This window comes from Pseudomonas sp. MN1F, assembly GCF_009391885.1.
GTDB lineage: Bacteria > Pseudomonadota > Gammaproteobacteria > Pseudomonadales > Pseudomonadaceae > Aquipseudomonas.
The window spans coordinates 24,803-45,804 of the sequence record NZ_VZII01000017.1; the positions used below are offsets into that span (position 1 = coordinate 24,803).

The following is a 21,002-nucleotide window of genomic DNA, read 5'->3' on the forward strand; positions in this document are numbered from 1 at the left end:
GGCTGCAAAGCAGCCCCCAGGCCCCTCGAAGTCAACGCTTGGCGTACTGCAACACCACCTCAAGCGGGTGGCGCATCTGCCGCTCGGTCATGCGCTTGACCTGGCTGCGGCACGAGTAGCCGGTCGCCAGCGCCTCACCTTGCTTGTCCAGCTTGGTCGCCCACGACTGCTCGAAGATGGTCCGTGAAGTCTCTTGGTTGCGCGCCTCGTGGCCGTAGGTACCGGACATGCCACAGCAGCCCGTCGCCTCGGTCACCAGCTTCAGCCCCAGGCGGGCAAACACCTGTTCCCACTGTTTGGTACTGGCCGGCACGTTGGTTTTCTCGGTGCAGTGTGCCATCAGGCGGAAGTTGCCCGGCGCGGCAGGCGCCTGTTCCGGCAGCACATCCATCAGCCACTCCTGCGGCAGCAGCACCTGCGGGCAATCTTCCAGGCCTGGCACCTTCTGGTACTCCTGGCGGTAGACCAGGGTCATCGCCGGGTCCAGGCCCACCAGCGGCACGCCGCAGTCAGCCAGGGCCTTGAGCTGGGTGGCATTGCGGATCGCCGCCTTGGCGAAGGCACCGAGGAAGCCTTGCACGTGCAGCGGCTTGCCGTTGGCGCTGTAGGGCGCCAGGAACACCCGGTGGCCGAGGCGATGGGCCAGCTCGATGAACGCGGCCAGCAGCTGCGTTTCGAAGTAGCGGGTGAAGGCATCCTGGACCAGCACGATGCTGCGCTCGCGCTGGGCCGGGGTCAGCTCGCGAAGGGCCGGCACACTGGCCACGCCGACGCGGCAGCGGGTCAGGGTCGACTGGAAGTTGAAGCGGCTGATCAGTGGGCTGTCGACCATGCCGACCTTGTCCGCCAGCAGTTTGCCGACCCACTTCGAGCCCATCACCGCGTTGTACAGGCCCGGTGCATGGGCCAGGTACGGGATGGTGAATTCCAGCGAGCCGATCAGGTAGTCACGCAGCGGGCGCTGGTAACGGCCGTGGTACAGCTCGAGGAAGCGCGAGCGGAAGTCCGGCACATTGACCTTGATCGGACACTGCCCGGCGCACGACTTGCACGCCAGGCAGCCGGCCATGGCGTCGTACACCTCATGGGAGAAGTCTTCCTGGCCCTGGTTGCGTGCGCGGTTGTTGCGCAGCCGCGCCGGCAGGCCCTTGAGCCACGAGACTTTGTTGCGCGCCGCCGCCAGCACGTCGATGTTGGCCTCGCCCTGCAGGCGCAGCCATTCGCGCATCAGCGAGGCACGGCCCTTGGGCGAATGCTGGCGCTCGCGGGTGGCCTTCCACGATGGGCACATGGCGTCGTTGGGGTCGTAGTTGTAGCAGGCGCCATTGCCGTTGCAGTGCACGGCGCTGGGGAAGTCCTGCCAGACGCGCTCGTCGATGGTGCGGTCGAGGTCACCGCGCAGGGTCACGCCATCCACCGGGGTCAGGCCTTCGGCGCTGCCTGGCGGCGTGCAGATCTTGCCTGGGTTCAGCTGGTTGTACGGGTCGAAGGCCCCCTTGAGGCGCTGCAGTGCCGGGTACAGCTCACCGAAGTACTCCGGCACGTATTCCGAACGCAGGCCTTTGCCGTGCTCGCCCCACAACAGGCCACCATAGCGCTTGGTCAGCGCCGCCACCGCATCGGAAATCGGCTTGACCAGCGCCGCCTGGGCCGGGTCTTTCATGTCCAGTGCCGGGCGCACGTGCAGCACGCCAGCGTCGACGTGGCCAAACATGCCATAGGCCAGGCCATAGCCATCGAGCAGTGCGCGGAATTCGGCGATGTAGTCGGCCAGCTGCTCGGGCGGCACGGCGGTGTCTTCAACGAACGGTTGCGGGCGCACTTCGCCCTCGACGTTGCCAAGCAGGCCCACCGAGCGCTTGCGCATGGTGTAGACGCGGGTCACCGCCTCGGCGCCCTCGGCCAGGGTGTGGCCCAGGCGCTCGACGCTGGTGTCGCTCTGCAGGTGGTCGATGAACGCCTGGACCCGGGCGTTGACCTCGGCCGGCTCGTCGCCGCAGAACTCCACCAGGTTGATACCCAGGGTCGGGCGCTCGGGGTCGGCCGGGAAGTATTCGGCAACGCTGTGCCAGACGATGTCCTTCATCGCCAGCATCAGTACCTTGGAGTCGACCGTCTCGATCGACAGCGGCTTGAGCGCCATCAGTGCGTTGGCATCGCGCAGGGCGTCCATGAAGCTGGTGTAGCGCACGTTGACCAACACGGCGTATTTCGGAATCGGCAGCACATTGAGCTTGGCTTCGACCACATAGCCCAGCGAGCCCTCGGCACCGCACAGCACACTGTTGAGGTTGAAGCGGCCCTGCTCGTCGCGCAGGTGCGCCAGGTCATAGCCGGTCAGGCAGCGGTTGAGCTTGGGGAAGGTAGTCTCGATCAGTTCGGCCTGGGTTTCCTGGATCTCCCGGGCCATGCGGTACACCTCGCCGACTCGGCCAGGCGCGGCGCAGGCCTGTTCCAGCGCGGCGTCGTCGATCGGCAGGCTGTGCAGGCGCTCGCCGCCGAGCAGCACACTGTGCAACTCCAGCACGTGGTCGCGGGTCTTGCCGTAGGTGCAGCTGCCCTGGCCGCTGGCGTCGGTGTTGATCATGCCGCCGACGGTGGCGCGGTTGGAGGTGGACAACTCAGGGGCGAAGAACAGGCCGTGGGGCTTGAGCGCGGCGTTGAGCTGGTCCTTGACGGTACCGGCCTGGACCCGCACCCAACGCTCCTCGACATTGATTTCGAGGATCTGGTTCATGTGCCGCGACAGGTCGACGACGATGCCGTCGGTCAGCGACTGGCCATTGGTGCCCGTGCCGCCGCCACGCGGGGTCAGCTTGACCTCCTTGAAGCGTGGCTCGCCCATCAGCGTGGCCACGCGCGCCACGTCGTCGGCGTCCAGCGGGAACACCGCCGCCTGCGGCAGGCGCTGGTAGATCGAGTTGTCGGTGGCCAGCACCGTACGGGTGCCGTAGTCGGCGCTGATCTGGCCACGGAAGCCACTGTTGCGCAGGGCTTCGAGGAATTCGGGGTAGTTGGCGCTCGGCGCGAGGGTCGACAGCTGGGCGATCATCGAAGGATGGCCTCTTGATATAGGCTAATTCACGGGAATCCTGTCGTTCCGGCATGCATTGTTTCATGCTGGGATGACGTATACGCCAATGTTCCTGTAGTTTCGCTTCAGGGGCAAACGGATAATCCTGCCGCTATCAATGACTTTTATGAATGAATTACCGCCACCTGACGCCATCCATGTCACTGCTGCTGGCTTTCGAGGCCGCCGCCCGGCATGAAAGCTACACCCGTGCCGCCGCCGAACTGTCGCTGACCCAGAGCGCGGTCAGCCGCCAGGTGCAGGCACTGGAGCAGCAACTGGGCCTGACCCTGTTCCGTCGCGAGGGCCGCCAGGTGCAGCTGACCGACGTCGGCCGGCTGTACCAACGCGAGCTGAGCGAAGCACTGGGGCGTATTCGCAGTGCCACCTTGCAGGCGTTGGCCTACCAGTCCGGTGTCGGCACCCTGCGCCTGGCCACCCTGCCCACCTTCGGCTCGAAGTGGCTGCTGCCGCGCCTGCATGCGTTCTACAGCGCCCACCCGGGCATGCTGGTGCATATTCATTCACGCATCGAAGCGATCAACTTCGACACCAGCGAGATCGACGCCGCCATCGGCGTGGCCAGCCACGACCTGCCGGGGCTGATCTGCCATCGGCTGCATGCCGAGGAACTGGTGGTGATCTTGCCGCCGGAAGCGGGCAGCGATGCCCAGGGCTGGAGCCCGGCACGGATCAGTGAAGAGGTATTGCTGAACGTGGCCAACAACCCGCACGCCTGGGGTGAGTGGTTTTCCCACCACGGCCTGCCACACCGGGCGATGCGCCTGGGGCCGAGCTTCGAACTGACCTCGCACCTGATTCAGGCGGTACGGGCCGGGATCGGCATCGGCCTGGTACCGAGGATTCTGGTGGAGGAAGAGTTGGCCAAGGGCGAACTGTTCAGCCCCGGGGCGCCGTTTGCCAGCCAGCGCAGTTATTACCTGATCTATCCACCGCGCAATGAGGCCTTGCCTTCACTGAGGGCATTTCGCAGTTGGTTGCTGGAGCAGATCTGAGGCCGTGACAAGCAACAAAAAACCCGATGCCAGCCACCTGACATCGGGTTTTTTCAAGCAGCCAAAGAGTTACTTGGCCACGGTACCGGCAGCGCCATTGGCCTGCGGCCGACGACGGCCTTTGGCCAGGTACGCCAGCAGCATCGCCACCAACCACACCGGGATCGCGTACACCGACACCTGGATACCCGGAATCATCAGCATGATGCCCAGGATCAGCACCACGAAGGCCAGCACCACGTAGTTGCCGTACGGGTACCACAGCGCCTTGAACAGCGGCTTCTGGCCGACACGGTCAAGGTGCTGGCGGAACTTCAGGTGCGAGTAGCTGATCATCGCCCAGTTGATCACCAGGGTCGCGACCACCAGCGACATCAGCAGCTCCAGTGCATTCTGCGGCATCAGGTAGTTGAGCAGCACGGCAATCAGGGTCACCGCCGCCGACACCAGGATCGAACGCACCGGCACGCCGCGCTTGTCGACCTTGGCCAGCGCGGCCGGGGCATCACCCTGCTCGGCCATGCCCAGCAGCATGCGGGCGTTGCAGTAGGTGCCGCTGTTGTACACCGACAGTGCTGCGGTCAGGACCACGAAGTTCAGCAGGTTGGCCGCCACGTCACTGCCCAGCAGCGAGAACACCTGGACGAACGGGCTGCTGCCATAGCTGCCGCCGGACGCATCGATGCTGGCGACCAGGTTATCCCATGGGGTCAGCGACAGCAGCACGATCAGGGCACCGACATAGAAGATCAGGATGCGGTAGATGACCTGGTTGATCGCTTTAGGGATCACGGTCTTCGGCTTGTCGGCCTCGGCGGCGGTGAAGCCGAGCATTTCCAGGCCACCGAACGAGAACATGATGAACGCCAGGGCCATCACCAGGCCGCTAACCCCATGCGGGAAGAAGCCACCGTGGCTCCACAGGTTGCTCACCGAGGCGTCAGGGCCGCCGTTGCCGCTGGTCAGCAGGTAGGCGCCCAGGCCGATCATGCTGACGATGGCCACGACCTTGATGATGGCGAACCAGAACTCGGCCTCACCGAAGAACTTCACGTTCATCAGGTTGATGGCGTTGATCAGCACGAAGAACGCTGCCGCCGTGACCCAGGTCGGGATCTCCGGCCACCAGTAGTGCACGTACTTGCCCACCGCTGACAGTTCCGACATGCCCACCAGGATGTACAGCACCCAGCAGTTCCAGCCCGACAGGAAACCGGCGAAGCCGCCCCAGTAGGTGTGTGCGAAGTGGCTGAACGAGCCGGCCACCGGCTCTTCGACGATCATCTCGCCGAGCTGGCGCATGATCATGAAGGCGATGAAGCCGCAGATGGCGTAACCGAGGATCATCGACGGGCCGGCGGATTTCATCACGCCTGCCGAGCCGAGGAACAGGCCGGTACCAATCGCGCCGCCGAGGGCGATCAACTGGATGTGGCGGTTCTTCAGGCCCCGCTTGAGCTCGCCTGAATGCATGTTTTGTCCACTCATGAACGAAGTCACCTGCATTGTTTTTATCTGTGACGGAATCGGACCCACCGCGCTCGTGGCGCAGCGGAATGGGCAAGGTGGTTACCTTGGGTTTCCTGCCAACGGATGCCGCCGGGGCGGATCAGCCAGGTGTGGGCAAGAGTGCGCGGTACGCAAGAGGGTCACAGGTAAAACGCGGCGCACTGTATACCCCTGCAAACGCGCAGGCGTCAACGCGTTGCATCGTTTCCTTGGGAAAAAACGCAGCGATCCTGTGGTAGGTGCCTGAAAAGGCGAAGTGATCGGCGTACATGGCGCCTCCATTTGTTGTTCTGTTGGCCCGGCTCTTTGGACGGGCTTTTGCACACGGCAATGAGCGCTATATCACCGTGGTACGGGGGTTTGAGCAAGATGGGGCGGTGTGGAGGCTGGGGGTTTGCGGGGGGTAGCGCGGCAAGTTCTGTTTACACGAACAGGAAAATTCCGAATTGCGGGCTGAATTCGGGCCGCTCTGTATAAATTTCTTTACGGGGTGGTTTGGAAACTTGCCAGTCGTCCGAAAATTTCTTTTTCTTCAATATCTTGGGGCAGCTGCGCAACCCCAAATTCTCACAGGCATAAAAAAACCAGCCCGAAGGCTGGCTTTTGATTACCGCTCTGACACATCAGCCACGCGGCTTGCCGCGAACGCGGCCAGCCGGCTTGTCACCGTCAGGCTTGCCTGGGCGCTTGCGCATTTCGCTCGGGCGTTCGGCCACGGCGCTGCCACGGCTGCCTTTGCGCGGAGCTTCGTCACGGGACTGGCGTGCAGGGCGCTCACCCGAAGTATCGCGCGGCTGACGTGCCGGGCGCTCACCCGAGGTATCGCGCGGCTGGCGTGCCGGGCGCTCAGCGGCCGCAGCACCGCCCTCATGGGCTGGGCGCAGGCTACGTACGCGCTCGTTGCGCCCCATAGGCCGGCTCGATTTGCGCTGCAGGCGCTCCATCTTGTCCTTGGCCTTGAGGTTCAGGGTTGGCAGCGCAACCGGCTGCAGGCCCACCTCAGCGGCGAGGATGTCGATTTCGCCCTGGGTCATTTCACGCCAGCGGCCCATCGGCAGGTCGGAGTTGAGGAACACCGGGCCGAAGCGCACACGCTTCAGGCGGCTGACCACCATGCCCTGGGATTCCCACAGGCGGCGTACTTCGCGGTTACGGCCTTCCATCACCACGCAGTGGTACCAGTGGTTGAAGCCTTCGCCACCCGGCGCCTTCTGGATGTCGGTGAACTTGGCCGGGCCGTCTTCGAGCATCACGCCCGCCTTCAGGCGATCGATCATCTCGTCGTCGACTTCACCACGCACACGCACGGCGTACTCGCGGTCCATTTCGTAGGACGGGTGCATCAGGCGGTTGGCCAGTTCGCCGTCGGTGGTGAACAGCAGCAGGCCGGTGGTGTTGATGTCCAGGCGGCCGATGTTGATCCAGCGGCCTTCCTTCGGCCGCGGCAGGCGGTCGAACACGGTCGGGCGCCCTTCCGGGTCGTCACGGGTGCAGATCTCGCCATCGGGCTTGTTGTACATGATCACCCGGCGCGTGGCCTCGGCGGCCTCTTCGCGCTTGATCAGCTTGCCGTCGACGGTGATGGCGTCGTGCAGGTCGACGCGCAGGCCGAGGGTGGCCTCGACGCCGTTGACCTTGATGCGGCCCTGGCTGATCCAGGCTTCGACGTCACGGCGCGAACCGACGCCAATGCGCGCCAGCACTTTTTGCAGCTTTTCGCCGGCTGGCGGGGTGATTTCGGTATTTTGCAGGTCTTGCTCACTCATCTGGGCACCTCCCGGTGTAGGAATGAAATCAGGGTCTTGGCGACGAACGCGCCAAAGGGCCGCGCATCATACGCGGTTCGCTGGGGGAACGCACTGCAGGGTAGAGGGTTTTGTCGGCCCCGAGCAGGATTTCTGCTCAATGGTGGTACGCGTCAGGGGGCCGACTTGCCCTCGTCCTCCACCGAGGCCTCGGGCTCTTCATCGCGAAGGTCGTCGAAGTCGGTCTTCAACCCTTCTTCCATCTGGTCCAGCTCCACCAGCAGGCTGCGGAAGCTGGTCTCTTCCTTCGGCTCGCCTGCTGCTTCTTCCTCGCCCAGGCTGGCATCGGCCAAGGCCTGAATGTGCGCCGGTACCGGGGCATCATCCGGATCGAGCAGCGGCTGCGGCTCCATCTCGCGCAGTTCGGCCAGCGCTGGCAACTCGTCCAGGCTCTTGAGGTTGAAATGATCGAGAAACGCCTTGGTGGTAGCGAACATCGCCGGGCGCCCGGGCACCTCGCGGTGGCCGACCACGCGAATCCACTCGCGCTCCATCAGCGTCTTGATGATGTTGCTGTTGACCGCCACGCCCCGCACATCCTCGATCTCGCCACGGGTAATGGGCTGGCGGTAGGCGATCAGCGCCATGGTTTCCAGCAAGGCGCGGGAATAACGCTGCGGGCGCTCCTCCCACAGCCTTCCCACCCAAGGCGCGAAGTCTTCACGAATTTGCAGGCGGTAACCGGTGGCCACTTCCTTGAGCTCGAAAGCCCGCCCGGCACAGGACTTGGCGAGCACTTCCAGGGCCTTCTTGAACACCTTCGCCTCGGGGCGCTCGGCCTCCTCGAACAGCTCGTAGAGGCGTTCGAGGGACTGCGGCTTGCCCGAGGCGAGCAGGAAGGCTTCGATCAGCGACGCCAGGTCGCGGGGTTCATTAAGGTTCATCAGGATCTTCGACAGACTCGGGGCGCAGCCGCACATGGATCGGCGCAAAGGGCTCATTCTGCACCAGTTCGACCAGCGCTTCCTTCACCAGCTCGAGGATCGCCATGAAGGTCACCACCACGCCGAGCTTGCCCTCCTCGGGCGTGAACAGCGCGACGAACGGCACGAAGGCGCCGCCCTTGAGGCGCTCCAGCACGTCGCTCATGCGCTCGCGGGTAGACAGCGTCTCGCGGGTGATCTGGTGGCTTTCGAACAGGTCGTTGCGGCGCATGACCTCGGCCATGGACACCAGCAACTCTTCCAGGCTGACCTGCGGCAGCAGCTTGCGCACCTTGGCCTGGGGCGCCTCAAGGCGCGGCACGACGATCTCGCGGCCCACCCGCGGCAGCTCGTCGAGGCCTTCGGCGGCGGCCTTGAAGCGCTCGTATTCCTGCAAGCGGCGGATCAGCTCGGCGCGCGGGTCGCCCTCTTCTTCCTCGACCTCGGCCGAGCGCGGCAGCAGCATGCGCGACTTGATCTCGGCGAGCATCGCGGCCATCACCAGGTACTCGGCGGCCAGCTCCAGGCGCACGCTCTTCATCAGCTCGACATAGCCCATGTACTGGCGAGTAATCTCTGCCACGGGGATGTCGAGGATGTCGATGTTCTGCTTGCGGATCAGGTACAGCAGCAGGTCCAGCGGGCCTTCGAAGGCTTCGAGGATGACTTCCAGGGCGTCCGGCGGGATGTACAGGTCCACCGGCATTTCGGTCAGTGCTTCACCGTAGACCAGCGCCAGCTGCAACTGCTGGGGCGAAGCGGCCTGCTCGGCCGGCGCCTCGGGTACTTCCACCTGACTCACGCGTTGACCATGAACGGCGTGGGGTCGCCGCAGCCTTCGCGGATCAGCTCAGGTTCGTCGCCGGACAGGTCGATGATGGTCGAGGCCTTGAGGTCGCCGAAGCCGCCATCGATCACCAGGTCGACATGGTGCTCCAGGCGCTCGCGGATCTCGTAGGGGTCGGTCATCGGCTCGGTGTCGCCCGGCAGGATCAGGCTCACGCTCATCAGCGGCTCGCCCAGCTCGGCCAGCAGCGCCAGGGTGATGGCGTGGTCGGGTACGCGCAGGCCGATGGTGCGGCGCTTTTCATGCAGCAGCAGGCGCGGCACTTCGCGGGTACCGTTGAGAATGAAGGTGTACGGCCCGGGCACATGGGCCTTGAGCAGGCGGAATATGCCGGTATCGACCTTGGCGTACAGCCCCAGCTGCGACATGTCGCAGCACATCAGGGTGAAATTGTGGGTCTTGTCCAGGCCGCGCAGGCGGCGCACGCGCTCGATCGCCGTCTTGTCGCCGATCTGGCAACCCAGGGCATAGGCCGAGTCGGTCGGGTAGACCACCACGCCGCCCTTGCGGATGATCTCCACCGCCTGGCGGATCAGACGCGGTTGTGGGTTCTCCGGATGAATCTGGAAAAATTGGCTCACGAAGTCGTCCTGTTCATAGCGCCATAGGCTGTTCATGGCTGAATCGACGCCACAGAGGTGGCAAGTCCTCGGGCAATGGCCGGTAGGCACCGATCTCGCCCCAGGTGCCGGGGCCGTGGAAATCGCTGCCAGCACTTGCCAGCAGGCCGAACTCACGGGTAAGGATGGACATCGTGCCCACCTGCTCGGCCGGCATCATCCCGTTGACCACCTCAAGTGCCTGCCCGCCTGCCTGAATATAGTCGGCAATCAGCCGCCTGCGCTTGCTGCGGGTCAGATCGTAATGCATGGGGTGCGCAAGGCTCACCCAAGCGTTGGACTGGCGCAGGGTGGCGACAGTTTCGTCGAGTGTCGGCCAGTGCTGCTTGACGTCGCCCAGCTTGCCGGCCCCCAGCCACTTGCGGAAGGCCTCGGCGCGGTCCTTGACATGGCCGGCGCGCACCATGAACTCGGCAAAATGCGGCCGCGCCGGGGCGTTGCCGCTGTCACCCAGTTCTTGCTGCACGGCCCGCGCGCCGTCGAGGGCGCCCGGCATGCCCTTGGCCGCCAACCGTTTGTCGATTTCCTCGGCGCGCAACCAGCGGCCACGGTGCAGGGCCTCGATGGCCTGGAGCAAGGGCGGCGCATCGAGCGGGAAATTGTAGCCCAGCACGTGAATGGTCGCGCCACCCCAGGTGCACGACAGCTCTACCCCGCTGACCCAGCGCATGCCACGCGCGTGGCAGGCCTGGCGCGCCTCGGGCAGCCCTTCGAGGGTGTCGTGGTCGGTCAGTGCCAGCGTTTGCACCCCGTGCTCATGGGCCCGGGCGACCAGGTCCGTGGGCGACAGGGCGCCGTCGGAGGCCGTGCTGTGACAGTGCAGATCAACATTCATGGAGGAGCGCTTTCGCTGGAATCGATGTTTGTTATTATGCCGTCACATCCCGATTCTGGCTGCCATTGTGAAACAATTCATCGATTTCATCCCGCTGCTGCTGTTCTTCATCGTCTACAAGCTCGACCCGCGCCCGATGGAGGTCGCTGGCCACAGCTTCGAATTCGGCGGCATCTACAGCGCCACGGCGATGCTGATCATCAGCTCGCTGGTGGTGTACGGCGCGCTGTTCCTGCGCCAGCGCAAGCTGGAGAAGGGCCAGTGGCTGACCCTGGTCGCCTGCCTGGTGTTCGGCGGCCTGACCCTGACCTTCCACAGCGAAACCTTCCTCAAGTGGAAGGCGCCGGTGGTCAACTGGCTGTTCGCCCTGGGCTTCGCCGGTAGCCACTTCATCGGCGACCGGGTGCTGATCAAGCGCGTCATGGGCCACGCGCTGACCCTGCCCGATGCCATCTGGTCGCGCCTGAACGTAGCCTGGATCGTCTTCTTCGTATTCTGCGGCGCCGCCAACCTGTTCGTTGCCTTCACCTTCCAGAGCTTCTGGGTCGACTTCAAGGTGTTCGGCAGCCTGGGCATGACCGTGATCTTCCTGGTGGCGCAGGGTGTGTACCTGTCGCGTCACCTGCACGACGACCCTTCCACCTCAAAACCCAAGGATTGACATGCTCTACGCCATCATCGCCAGCGACGTCGCGAACTCCCTGGAAAAGCGCCTGGCTGCACGCCCGGCGCACATCGAGCGCCTGCAGCAGCTCAAGGCCGAAGGCCGCGTGGTACTGGCCGGCCCGCACCCGGCCATCGACAGCAACGACCCAGGTGAAGCCGGCTTCAGCGGCAGCCTGATCGTCGCCGAGTTCGACTCCCTGGCCGCCGCCCAGGCCTGGGCCGATGCCGACCCGTACATTGCCGCAGGCGTGTACGACAAGGTCATCGTCAAGCCGTTCAAGCAAGTCCTGCCTTGAGCTGCCACCGCGTCGCCGATCAAGCCGGCGACGCGGTCTCCCCCGCTCGAATTGCACGCTCGCCCTCAGTCTGCGGTATCTTTGCCACTGGCGGACACAGAAGACGCCGTCAATGGTTGAATTGAGTGAGTCATGAGCGAGCTGTTACTGATTGATGATGACCAGGAACTCTGCGAGCTGCTCGGCAGCTGGCTGACCCAGGAAGGGTTTGCGGTACGCGCCTGCCATGATGGCCAGAGCGCGCGCCAGGCGTTGGCCGAGCATGCCCCGGCGGCCGTGGTGCTGGATGTGATGCTGCCCGACGGCAGCGGCCTGGAGCTGCTCAAGCAGCTGCGCAGCGAACACGCCGAGCTGCCGGTGCTGATGCTGTCGGCCCGTGGCGAGCCACTGGACCGCATTCTCGGCCTGGAGCTGGGTGCCGACGATTACCTGGCCAAGCCCTGCGACCCCCGTGAGCTCACCGCCCGCCTGCGCGCCGTGCTGCGCCGCAGCCACCCCACCGCCACCACCACCCAGCTGGAAATCGGTGACCTGGCGTTCAGCCCGGTGCGCGGCGTGGTCAGTATCGATGGCCGCGACATGAGCCTGACCCTGTCCGAAAGCCGCATCCTCGAAGCGCTGCTGCGCCAACCGGGCGAGCCGCTGGACAAGCAGGAACTGGCGCAGATCGCCCTGGGGCGCAAGCTGACCCTGTATGACCGCAGCCTGGACATGCACGTCAGCAACCTGCGCAAGAAAGTCGGCCCACACCCCGATGGGCGGCCGCGGATCGTCGCGCTGCGTAGCCGCGGTTACTACTATTGCCTGTAAACCTGCATGGGGCCGCCTGCGCCCCATCTTTACCCTGCCTTTACCGTCCGCTGACTGCGCTTGACCTTGATCTCCCTAGACTGAGCTCATCCGGTAACCACCGGCCCATGACAGGAGAGACACCATGCGCAAGACCCTTATCGCCCTGATGTTCGCCGCCGCCCTGCCGACCGTGGCCATGGCCATGCCTGAAGGCGGCCAGCGTCACGACGGCCCGCATCATCGCGGTGATGCGCCTTTCGCCCAACTGGACCTGAGCCGCGACCAGCGCCAGCAGATCGGCAAGCTGATGGGCGAGCAGATGCAGAACCGCCGCGAAATCACCGAGCGTTATCTGAACAAGTTGCCGGCAGCCGACCAGAAGGCCATGAAAGACGAGCTCAAGGCCAGCCACGACAAGACCGACAGCCAGGTCCGCGCGCTGCTCAAGCCTGACCAGCAGAAGAAGTTCGACGAACTGCAAAAGGAACGCGAAGCACGCAAGGCTGAATGGAAAGAGTTCCAGGCCTGGAAAGCTGAAAAAGCTGGCAAGGCCCAGTAAGCTGTCCTCCCAATGCCCGGCCCGCCCTCACGCGGGCCGGGCTTTTCCCGTTTTCAGGAGGTGCTCTTGCGTTCTCTGTTCTGGCGCATCCTGGCCAGTTTCTGGCTGGCTATCACCCTGGTCGCGGGCCTGTCGATCCTGCTCGGCCACATGCTCAACCAGGACGCCTGGATCCTCAGCCGTCACCCGGGCCTCAAGACCATGGCCAGCGAGTGGGCCAAGCATTATGAGCAGGAAGGCCTGGAGTCTGCCCAGGCCTTTTTGGAGCGACGCAAGGAGCGCTACAAGATCGATGTGCAGGTGCTCGACGACAGCGGCGATGCCGTGGTGCCCGGCACCTTCCCGCGCCGCGCTGCGGCGTTCGAAGCGCGTCAGCACAATGACGAGCGCCGCCTGCCGTGGCGGCGCCTGACCGAGGAATACACCAGCCCCGACAGCGGCAACACCTACCTGCTGATCTACCGCATCCCACACCCGGAGCTGGACGCCTGGCACCGCGAGAGCCTGCTGTGGCCGTTGAGTGCGCTGGGCATCGCCTTGGTGGTGCTGACCTTGTTCAGCCTGCTGGTGACCCTGTCGATCACCCGCCCGCTGAGCCGCCTGCGCGGCGCCGTGCACGACCTTGGCCAGGCCAGCTACCAACAGAACAGCCTGGCCCGCCTGGCCGCTCGGCGTGACGAGTTCGGCGTACTGGCCAAGGACTTCAACAAGATGGGCGCACGCCTGCAGAGCCTGATCGGCAGCCAGCGCCAGTTGCTGCGCGACGTGTCCCACGAGCTGCGTTCACCGCTGGCCCGCCTGCGCATTGCCCTGGCCCTGGCCGAGCGCGCCGAAACCGAACAGCGCCAGGCCCTGTGGCCACGCCTGACCCGTGAATGCGACCGCCTGGAAGACCTGATCAGCGAAATCCTGACGCTGGCCCGGGTCGATGCCGAACAGGCCCATGCCGAACCTGTCGACCTCAACGCCCTGCTCGGCAGCGTGCGCAAGGACGCTCAGCTCAGTGCACCGGAGCAGGAAGTGAAGCTGGAGGCGCAGCCGGGGCTGGCGCTGCAAGGCTGGCCGACGCTGATCGAGCGTGCCGTGGACAACCTGGTGCGCAATGCCCTGCGCTTCAACCCGCAGGGGCAGCCGATCGAGATCAGCGCGCAGCGCGAGCAGCAGAAGATCGTGTTGAGCGTGCGAGACCATGGGCCGGGGGCGGCGCCGGAGCATTTGGCGCAGTTGGGTGAGCCGTTCTTCCGGGCGCCGGGGCAGGAAGCAGCGGGGCATGGGCTGGGGCTGGCAATTGCGCGCAAGGCGGCGGAGCGGCATGGCGGCAGCCTGGTGCTGGAGAATCACCCGCAAGGTGGGTTTGTGGCCAGGTTGGAGTTGCCTGAGAACATTGCTGCCAACTGACAGTAAGCCGGGGCTGCTTTGCAGCCCCCTCTGCGTTATTCGCCCCAGGTACTGACGTACGCAGCAGTCTCCAGAATCGGCGCCGTGCGCGGTTCGGCCAGCGGCGTGCCGACATACAGGTAGCCGATCAGCTCCTCGTTCTCGGCCAGCCCCAACCCTTTGTGCACATGCGCATCAAAGGCCATGTCGCCAGTACGCCACACCGCACCCATCCCCTGGGCATGCGCCGCAATCAGGATGCCATGGGCCGCGCACCCCGCCGCCAGGCGCTGCTCGGACTTCGGTACCTTGAAGTGGTCCTGCAGCTTGGCGATCACCACGATCAGCAACGGCGCACGCAGCGGCATCGCCCGTGCCTTGTCCAGCGCAGCCTGGCTGGCGTCGCCCTTGTGCTGCAGCGCTTCGGCGAACAGTTCACCGAGCTTGTCGCGGCCCTGACCCTCGATGGTCAGGAAGCGCCACGGCCGCAACTGGCCGTGGTCCGGCGCGCGCAAGGCGGCCTGAAACAGTGCCTCACGCTGGGCCTCGTTAGGTGCCGGGTCAGTCAGGCGTGGCACGGAAACACGGTTGAGCAATGCGTCGAGAGCCTCCATCGGCTACCCTCCTGGCAGGTAAATGTGCGGCCATTCTAGCGTTTACATCACCAGACCCATAGGTAGAATGGCGCCCTTCCGTTTCGAGTCAGAGCAGATCACATGGCGTTGCCGACCTTAAGGATCATTGGTTTCATCATCGGCATCTTCCTGATCACCCTGGCGGTCAGCATGGTCGTGCCCATGGCGACCCTGGTGATCTTCGAACGCACCGGCGACATGCCGTCGTTCCTCTGGTCCAGCCTGATCACTTTCATCGCCGGCCTGGCCATGGTCCTGCAGGGCCGCCCCGAGCACGTCCACCTGCGGCCGCGCGACATGTACCTGCTGACCGTCAGCAGCTGGGTGGTGGTGTGCATCTTCGCCGCCCTGCCCTTCCTGCTGACCCAGCACATCAGCTACACCGACGCCTTCTTCGAGAGCATGTCCGGCATCACTGCCACCGGCGCCACGGTGCTCAGCGGGCTCGACACCATGTCACCGGGCATCCTGATGTGGCGCTCGATGCTGCACTGGCTCGGCGGTATCGGCTTCATCGCCATGGCGGTGGCGATCCTGCCGCTGCTGCGCATCGGTGGCATGCGCCTGTTCCAGACCGAGTCGTCGGACCGTTCGGAAAAGGTCATGCCGCGCTCGCACATGGTCGCCAAGTCGATCGTCGGCGTGTACGTCGGTTTCTCGATCTTTGGCGCACTGGCCTTCTGGTGGGCCGGCATGAGCCCGTTCGATGCCATCAACCATGCCATGTCGGCAATCTCCACCGGCGGTTTTTCCACCTCTGACCAGTCGCTGGCCAAGTGGGACATCCCCGCCGTGCACTGGGTCGCGGTGGTGGTGATGATCCTCGGCAGCCTGCCTTTCACGCTGTACGTGGCGACCTTGCGCGGCAACCGCAAGGCGCTGATCCGCGACCAGCAGGTGCAGGGTTTGCTGGGCATGCTGGTGGTAACCTGGATGGTGCTCGGCACCTGGTACTGGTACACCACCAACCTGCACTGGCTCGACGCCCTGCGCCACGTAGCGCTGAACGTGACTTCGGTGGTCACCACCACCGGTTTTGCCCTGGGCGACTACAGCCTGTGGGGCAACTTCTCGCTGATGCTGTTCTTCTACCTGGGCTTCGTCGGCGGCTGCTCCGGCTCCACGGCCGGCGGTATCAAGATCTTCCGGTTCCAGGTGGCCTACATCCTGCTCAAGGCCAGCCTCAACCAGCTGATCCACCCGCGCGCGGTGATCAAGCAGAAGTACAACGGCCATCGCCTGGACGAAGAGATCGTCCGTTCGATCCTGACCTTCTCGTTCTTCTTCGCCATCACCATCTGCGTGATGGCGCTGCTGCTGTCGCTGCTGGGCGTGGACTGGATGACCGCACTGACCGGCGCGGCCGGCACGGTGTCGGGCGTCGGCCCGGGCCTGGGCGAAGTGGTCGGCCCTTCGGGCAACTACTCGACGTTGCCGGATGCCGCCAAATGGGTGCTGTCGACCGGCATGCTGCTCGGCCGCCTGGAGATCATCACGGTGCTGGTGTTGTGTATGCCGGCGTTCTGGCGTCACTGACGTCGGCAGGCTCCCCCCCCAGCTGGGCGCGGTATTCGCTGGGGGTCACATCGAACCAGCGGCGGAACGCCCGGTAGAAATTGCTCGGGTCGGCAAAGCCCAGCAGGTAGGCGGTTTCCAGCAGGGTCATGCCTGGCTGGGCCAGGTACTGCTCGGCCAGTTCACGGCGGGTGTCGTCGAGCAACGCCTGGAAGCTGGTGCCCTCTTCCTGCAAACGGCGCTGCAAGGTGCGCTGGGACAGGTGCAGGGCCTGGGCCAGGGTTTCGCGCTTGGGCTCGCCTTGCGGCAAGATGCGGCACAGCACCTGGCGCACCCGGTGAGTCACGCGGCTTTCCGAAAAGCGCGCCAGGTATTCGCCGGCAAAGCGGTCATGCAGAATGGCCATGGCTTCGTTGGCAGTGGGCAACGGCGCTTCCATGTCGGCCCGCTCGAACACCAGCGCATCGTGCGGCGCATCGAAGATCAGCGGGGAATGGAAAGCCACCTTGTACGGCTCGATATCCTTCGGCTGCGGCCCTTGTATCAGCACCCGACGCGGCTGCACCGGCCGGCCACTGAGCCATTTGCACAAGGCCAGCGCGCAGGCCAGCGACGCTTCGGCGCTGTGCCGGGTAGGGGGCAAGTGATCGCCATGCACGGTCAGAATCAGCGAATAGCCTTCAGGGCCGAGGATGAAGCTCAGGTCGGAGCTTTCGGCAATGATGCGCTGGTAACGCACCAGCCGCTCGAAACCTTCGGCCAGGGTGCGGCTGGACATCAGCGCGTAGCCCACCACATGGAATGAAGCCGGGCGAACCACCCGCGCCATGTTCAAGCCAATGGCCTCGTTGCCCGAGAGTTCGACCGCGAGCTGCCAGAGGCGGGTCATGGCGTCCTGCGGAAAGCGTGCATCCGGATCGTCGAGTGCGGCGAAATCCAACCCCAGCTGCTTGAACATGGCCGGGCAGTCGAGCCCCTCCAGCTCCAGCGCCTTCACAATCCCTGATGCCCAGCTGGCTGACGTGGTTCTTTCACTCATGGCAGGCTTCTTATACTGACCGCTTCATGCGGTGAACCCCAAGGATACTCATTTGGCGCCTATTGTCACTGGCCGGCCCCGCCAATGACTCTAGACTCGATTCAGGCTCCACGCCGTGTATCCTGTCCAAAAGTGATAATCCCGGAGCACTGCCCATGAGCAGCACAGCGCAGTTTCGCAGTTTTGCCGAGTTCTATCCGTATTACCTGGGCGAGCACAGCAACCCCACTTGCCGGCGCCTGCATTTTGTCGGCACCAGCCTGGTGATCGCCTTGCTGGCCTACACCATTGGCAGTGGCAAGTGGATGCTGCTGCTGGCAGTGCCGTTCTGCGGATACGGCTTCGCCTGGGTGGGGCATTTCTTTTTCGAGAAGAACCGGCCAGCGACGTTCAGCCACCCCTGGTACAGCCTGATCGGTGACTTCGCCATGTTCCGCGACATACTGCTCGGCAGGATCAGCCTCTAGCCAGTGGGCGCAGCCAGCTCATGCCGGCTCGCGCAACGCAGCAGCCTCCTCGGCCAGGCGTGCCTGGGCATCGGCCAGCCGATACAGCTCGATGCTGCCATCCCAATGTTCGATCAGCGCCGTGCACGATTCCACCCAATCGCCGCAGTTGAGGTACTCCACCTCGCCTACCTGGCGGATCTCGGCATGGTGGATATGCCCGCACACCACCCCGTGAAAGCCGCGACGGGTGCATTCGTGGGCAATCGCATCCTCGAAGTCGCTGATGAAGTTCACCGCGCCCTTGACCTTGTGCTTGAGGTAGGCCGACAGCGACCAGTAGCCGTACCCGTAGCGCGCACGCCAATGGTTGAGCCAGCGGTTGAGCACCAGGGTGGACTCGTAGGCGCGGTCGCCAAGAAAGGCCAGCCAGCGGTGATAGCGGGTGATCACGTCGAACTGGTCGCCATGGATCACCAGCAAGCGACGGCCATCGGCGGTCAGGTGCTCGGCCTCGTCCACCAGCTGGATGTTGCCCAGCATCAGCTTCGAGTAACGGCGCAGGAATTCGTCATGGTTGCCGGTGACGTAGATCACCTCGGTGCCGCGTTTGCTCATGGTCAGCAAGCGACGGATCACGTTGGTGTGGGCTTGCGGCCAGTAGATGCCGCCGCGCAGCTTCCAGCCATCGATGATGTCGCCGACCAGGTAGATGCGGTCGGCCTGATAACCCTTGAGGAACTGCGACAGGTGTTCGGCCTGGCAGTCACGTGTGCCCAGGTGCACGTCGGATATCCACACGGTGCGCACGCGCTGCTTGCGTGACGGGCGAGAGAGTTCGACATGGGTCATGGGCAGGCTCCGGCGCTGTTTGCTGGAGACTGGCAGGCACAAGTGACAGGTTGGTGGCAGGGATGTGACGAGTGATGGTCTGCCAGGAATGCGGCACAATGGCGGGCAGCCCCACGAGGAAGCCCCATGGCCGGCCCGATACTTTCCTTGCGCCACTACCGCCACGAACTGATCGCCCACAGCCACGAACACCCGCAATTGGTGTTTGGCCTGCACGGCCGCCTGGACTTCGAGGTGCAGGGCCACGGCGCCAAGGTCGCCCGCCAGGGGGTGGTGGTGGTGCCCGCGGGTGCCCATCACACCTGCGGCAGTGACGTCGGCAGCGAGTGCCTGGTGCTGGATGTACCGGACGAGCAATGGCTGCACGAGCAACTGGGGGCGCATGCCGATGCCAGCCGGCGCCTGCTCGACCAACCGGGCGCTCGGGGGCTGGATGAGCGCCAGCAGCAACTGGTGGACTGGCTGGCGGCGAGCCCCATGGACGACCCGCTGATTGCCCGGCAAGGCGCGGTGCTATTGCTGGCCAGCCTCAACCCCAGCGCCTCGGCCGTCGTCACGCCCAGCCATCGCCTGCCCTATGCCGCCTTCGATGCGCATATCGAACAGCACGCAGCGTACCCCTTGCAGGTGGCCGACCTCGCGCGCATCGCCGGTGTGTCCAGCACCCGGCTGCATGCTCGGTTTAGCGCCGAGTGTGGCATGACGCCGATGGACTACATTCGCCAGCGACGTCTGCTCAAGGCCAGGCGACTGGTCACCCAGACCTTGCTGCCGATGGGGGAGATTGCTGCGCAGGTGGGATACAGCTCGCAGAGTGCATTTTCCGCGGCGATGCTGCGGGCGTTCGGTTGCTCGCCGCTGGCCATGCGGCGAGAGTCTGGCGACAACTGACGGCAGGATGGCGACAGAACCTGTTGGCCTGTGGCTTTACACTTTGCCTGTGCCAGTAAAGATTTGAGCAAGGACTCAGCATGAACCACCGCACTGCCCTCGGCGCCCTGCACATCGGCGCGCTGTTCTTCGGCCTGACCGGCGTCTTCGGCAAACTGGCCGCCAGCGCCAGCCCGGCGATCATCGTCTTCGGCCGCGCCGCCTTCGCCGTGCTGGCCCTGGCGCTGTTCGCCAGCCTCACCGGCCCCGGCTGGCGACGCCTGAGCGGCCAGGACATTCGTCGCCTGCTGCTCGGCGGCGTGCTGTTGGCCGGCCATTGGGTCAGTTTCTTCATCGCCGTGAAGGTCGCCGGCGTGGCCATCGCCACCCTGGGCTTCGCCAGCTTCCCGGCCTTCACCGTGATCCTCGAAGGCCTGCTGTTCCGCGAGCGCATCCGCCGCAACGAAGGCGTGTTGGTGGTGCTGGTCAGCATCGGCCTGATACTGGTTACGCCGGCATTCGACCTGGCCAGCCAGGCCACTGGCGGCCTGCTCTGGGCCTTGCTCTCCGGCTTGCTGTTCTCGCTGCTGTCGCTGACCAACCGGGCCGGCTCGGGGCGCTTGCCGGCCGTACAGGCAGCACTGTGGCAAAACCTGGTGGTCGGCCTGTGCCTGCTGCCCTTCGCCGGCCCGGGGCTGAGCCAGGTCGCCGGCATGGACTGGCTGTGGATCGCCCTGCTCGGGATCTTCTGCACCGGCGTCGCCCACAGCCTGTTCGTGGCCAGCCTGGGGGTGATCAAGGCACGCACCGCCGCCGTGGTCTTTGCCATGGAGCCGGTCTACGGCATCGCCGTGGCCTGGGCAGTGTTTGCCGAAACGCCCACCCTGCGCATGCTGCTGGGCGGCGTGCTGATCATCTTCGCCATCGTGCTGTCGAGCCGCATGGCCGCCGAACAGCCGCCCCGGCACAAGGTCGCGGCGGAGGGCGCCTGATCAGCGATCGTTGTGGCCAAGATCGCGTTGCGGGTCGATCTGGTCGCGCACGCGCTGCTTGAGCACCTTGGCTTCGGGGAAGCCACCGTCGGCCTTGCGTTCCCAGATCTGCACGCCATCGCAGGTGATGCGGAAGATGCCGCCGGTGCCCGGCTCCAGCGCCACCCGGCCAAGGTCGTCGCTGAAGGTGCTGAGCAGTTCCTGGGCCAGCCAGGCGGCACGCAGCAGCCATTGGCACTGCGTGCAATATGTGATGACGATTTGCGGCTTGTTGTCGGCCATGCTGAGGCATCTCCAGGTGAGGGGCCGCTTATACTAGCGGTCTTTAGCCTTCG

The 21,002-nt window shown here is 64.8% G+C and carries 21 protein-coding genes; 10 read left to right on the top strand and 11 right to left on the bottom strand.

What is annotated here, in order from left to right:
• Nucleotides 1-31: 31 nt before the first annotated feature.
• Nucleotides 32-3,052, bottom strand: coding sequence for an FAD-binding and (Fe-S)-binding domain-containing protein (locus F6X59_RS11310; protein ID WP_152956319.1), 3,021 nt, complete (start codon nucleotides 3,050-3,052; stop codon nucleotides 32-34).
• Between the two features lie 152 nt (nucleotides 3,053-3,204).
• On the opposite strand from F6X59_RS11310, the gene F6X59_RS11315 reads away from it, so the two are divergent.
• On the top strand, nucleotides 3,205-4,089 hold the full coding sequence (locus tag F6X59_RS11315; RefSeq protein WP_152956320.1) for a LysR substrate-binding domain-containing protein: 885 nt from the start codon (nucleotides 3,205-3,207) through the stop codon (nucleotides 4,087-4,089).
• Nucleotides 4,090-4,158: 69 nt separating this feature from the next.
• Here the strand turns inward: F6X59_RS11315 and F6X59_RS11320 are convergent, their stop codons facing one another.
• The 6 genes from F6X59_RS11320 to F6X59_RS11345 all read right to left on the bottom strand — a co-directional run bounded on the left by F6X59_RS11320 (nucleotide 4,159) and on the right by F6X59_RS11345 (nucleotide 10,628).
• Nucleotides 4,159-5,577, bottom strand: coding sequence for an amino acid permease (locus F6X59_RS11320; RefSeq protein WP_178120071.1), 1,419 nt, complete (start codon nucleotides 5,575-5,577; stop codon nucleotides 4,159-4,161).
• A 644-nt stretch (nucleotides 5,578-6,221) separates the two neighbouring features.
• Nucleotides 6,222-7,364, bottom strand: coding sequence for a 23S rRNA pseudouridine(2605) synthase RluB (gene rluB, locus F6X59_RS11325; RefSeq protein ID WP_152956321.1), 1,143 nt, complete (start codon nucleotides 7,362-7,364; stop codon nucleotides 6,222-6,224).
• Nucleotides 7,365-7,516: 152 nt separating this feature from the next.
• A complete protein-coding gene (gene scpB, locus F6X59_RS11330; protein WP_152956322.1) occupies nucleotides 7,517-8,287 on the bottom strand; it encodes an SMC-Scp complex subunit ScpB in 771 nt (256 codons plus the stop codon).
• Nucleotides 8,277-8,999, bottom strand: coding sequence for a ScpA family protein (locus tag F6X59_RS11335; RefSeq protein WP_178120072.1), 723 nt, complete (start codon nucleotides 8,997-8,999; stop codon nucleotides 8,277-8,279). Before F6X59_RS11335 ends, scpB begins: the two co-directional genes overlap by 11 nt.
• 125 nt (nucleotides 9,000-9,124) lie before the next feature.
• A complete protein-coding gene (locus tag F6X59_RS11340) occupies nucleotides 9,125-9,754 on the bottom strand; it encodes an L-threonylcarbamoyladenylate synthase (protein ID WP_346653956.1) in 630 nt (209 codons plus the stop codon).
• Between the two features lie 13 nt (nucleotides 9,755-9,767).
• Nucleotides 9,768-10,628, bottom strand: coding sequence for a PHP domain-containing protein (locus tag F6X59_RS11345; protein ID WP_152956325.1), 861 nt, complete (start codon nucleotides 10,626-10,628; stop codon nucleotides 9,768-9,770).
• A 67-nt stretch (nucleotides 10,629-10,695) separates the two neighbouring features.
• On the opposite strand from F6X59_RS11345, the gene F6X59_RS11350 reads away from it, so the two are divergent.
• The 5 genes from F6X59_RS11350 (at nucleotide 10,696) to F6X59_RS11370 (ending at nucleotide 14,339) form a co-directional block, all read left to right on the top strand.
• A complete protein-coding gene (locus F6X59_RS11350; protein WP_372240359.1) occupies nucleotides 10,696-11,289 on the top strand; it encodes a septation protein A in 594 nt (197 codons plus the stop codon).
• A 1-nt stretch (nucleotide 11,290) separates the two neighbouring features.
• Nucleotides 11,291-11,590 carry a YciI family protein gene (locus F6X59_RS11355; RefSeq protein WP_008091826.1) on the top strand — a complete coding sequence of 100 codons (300 nt, stop codon included), beginning with the start codon at nucleotides 11,291-11,293 and terminating at the stop codon, nucleotides 11,588-11,590.
• A 132-nt stretch (nucleotides 11,591-11,722) separates the two neighbouring features.
• Nucleotides 11,723-12,400: a response regulator transcription factor gene (locus F6X59_RS11360; protein ID WP_152956327.1), complete on the top strand. Its 678-nt coding sequence runs from the start codon at nucleotides 11,723-11,725 to the stop codon at nucleotides 12,398-12,400.
• 124 nt (nucleotides 12,401-12,524) lie between these two features.
• Nucleotides 12,525-12,941, top strand: a complete 417-nt coding sequence (locus F6X59_RS11365; protein ID WP_152956328.1) for a Spy/CpxP family protein refolding chaperone — start codon at nucleotides 12,525-12,527, stop codon at nucleotides 12,939-12,941.
• Between the two features lie 60 nt (nucleotides 12,942-13,001).
• Nucleotides 13,002-14,339, top strand: a complete 1,338-nt coding sequence (locus F6X59_RS11370) for an ATP-binding protein (protein WP_372240361.1) — start codon at nucleotides 13,002-13,004, stop codon at nucleotides 14,337-14,339.
• 35 nt (nucleotides 14,340-14,374) lie between these two features.
• Here the strand turns inward: F6X59_RS11370 and F6X59_RS11375 are convergent, their stop codons facing one another.
• Nucleotides 14,375-14,932: an NAD(P)H nitroreductase gene (locus F6X59_RS11375; RefSeq protein ID WP_152956330.1), complete on the bottom strand. Its 558-nt coding sequence runs from the start codon at nucleotides 14,930-14,932 to the stop codon at nucleotides 14,375-14,377.
• A 102-nt stretch (nucleotides 14,933-15,034) separates the two neighbouring features.
• Here F6X59_RS11375 and F6X59_RS11380 point away from each other — a divergent pair, with 102 nt between their 5' ends.
• A complete protein-coding gene (locus tag F6X59_RS11380) occupies nucleotides 15,035-16,489 on the top strand; it encodes a TrkH family potassium uptake protein (RefSeq protein WP_152956331.1) in 1,455 nt (484 codons plus the stop codon).
• Here the strand turns inward: F6X59_RS11380 and F6X59_RS11385 are convergent.
• Nucleotides 16,446-17,507 carry an AraC family transcriptional regulator gene (locus tag F6X59_RS11385; RefSeq protein ID WP_152956332.1) on the bottom strand — a complete coding sequence of 354 codons (1,062 nt, stop codon included), beginning with the start codon at nucleotides 17,505-17,507 and terminating at the stop codon, nucleotides 16,446-16,448. The two genes, F6X59_RS11380 and F6X59_RS11385, sit on opposite strands and share 44 nt — an antisense overlap.
• A gap of 155 nt (nucleotides 17,508-17,662) precedes the next feature.
• Here F6X59_RS11385 and F6X59_RS11390 point away from each other — a divergent pair, with 155 nt between their 5' ends.
• Nucleotides 17,663-17,974: a DUF962 domain-containing protein gene (locus F6X59_RS11390; protein ID WP_152956333.1), complete on the top strand. Its 312-nt coding sequence runs from the start codon at nucleotides 17,663-17,665 to the stop codon at nucleotides 17,972-17,974.
• Nucleotides 17,975-17,992: 18 nt separating this feature from the next.
• On the opposite strand, the gene F6X59_RS11395 is transcribed toward F6X59_RS11390, so the two are convergent.
• A complete protein-coding gene (locus F6X59_RS11395; protein ID WP_152956334.1) occupies nucleotides 17,993-18,805 on the bottom strand; it encodes a UDP-2,3-diacylglucosamine diphosphatase in 813 nt (270 codons plus the stop codon).
• A 126-nt stretch (nucleotides 18,806-18,931) separates the two neighbouring features.
• Between F6X59_RS11395 and F6X59_RS11400 the strand changes: the two genes are divergently transcribed.
• Together F6X59_RS11400 and F6X59_RS11405 are read left to right on the top strand one after the other, a co-directional pair.
• Nucleotides 18,932-19,696, top strand: coding sequence for an AraC family transcriptional regulator (locus F6X59_RS11400; protein ID WP_152956335.1), 765 nt, complete (start codon nucleotides 18,932-18,934; stop codon nucleotides 19,694-19,696).
• Nucleotides 19,697-19,776: 80 nt separating this feature from the next.
• Nucleotides 19,777-20,667 (top strand): DMT family transporter, encoded by an 891-nt coding sequence (locus tag F6X59_RS11405; RefSeq protein ID WP_152956336.1) that lies wholly within the window; start codon nucleotides 19,777-19,779, stop codon nucleotides 20,665-20,667.
• Here the strand turns inward: F6X59_RS11405 and F6X59_RS11410 are convergent, their stop codons facing one another.
• Entirely contained in the window at nucleotides 20,668-20,949 is a 282-nt protein-coding gene (locus F6X59_RS11410; protein ID WP_152956337.1) for a SelT/SelW/SelH family protein, read from the bottom strand.
• Between the last annotated feature and the right edge of the window lie 53 nt (nucleotides 20,950-21,002).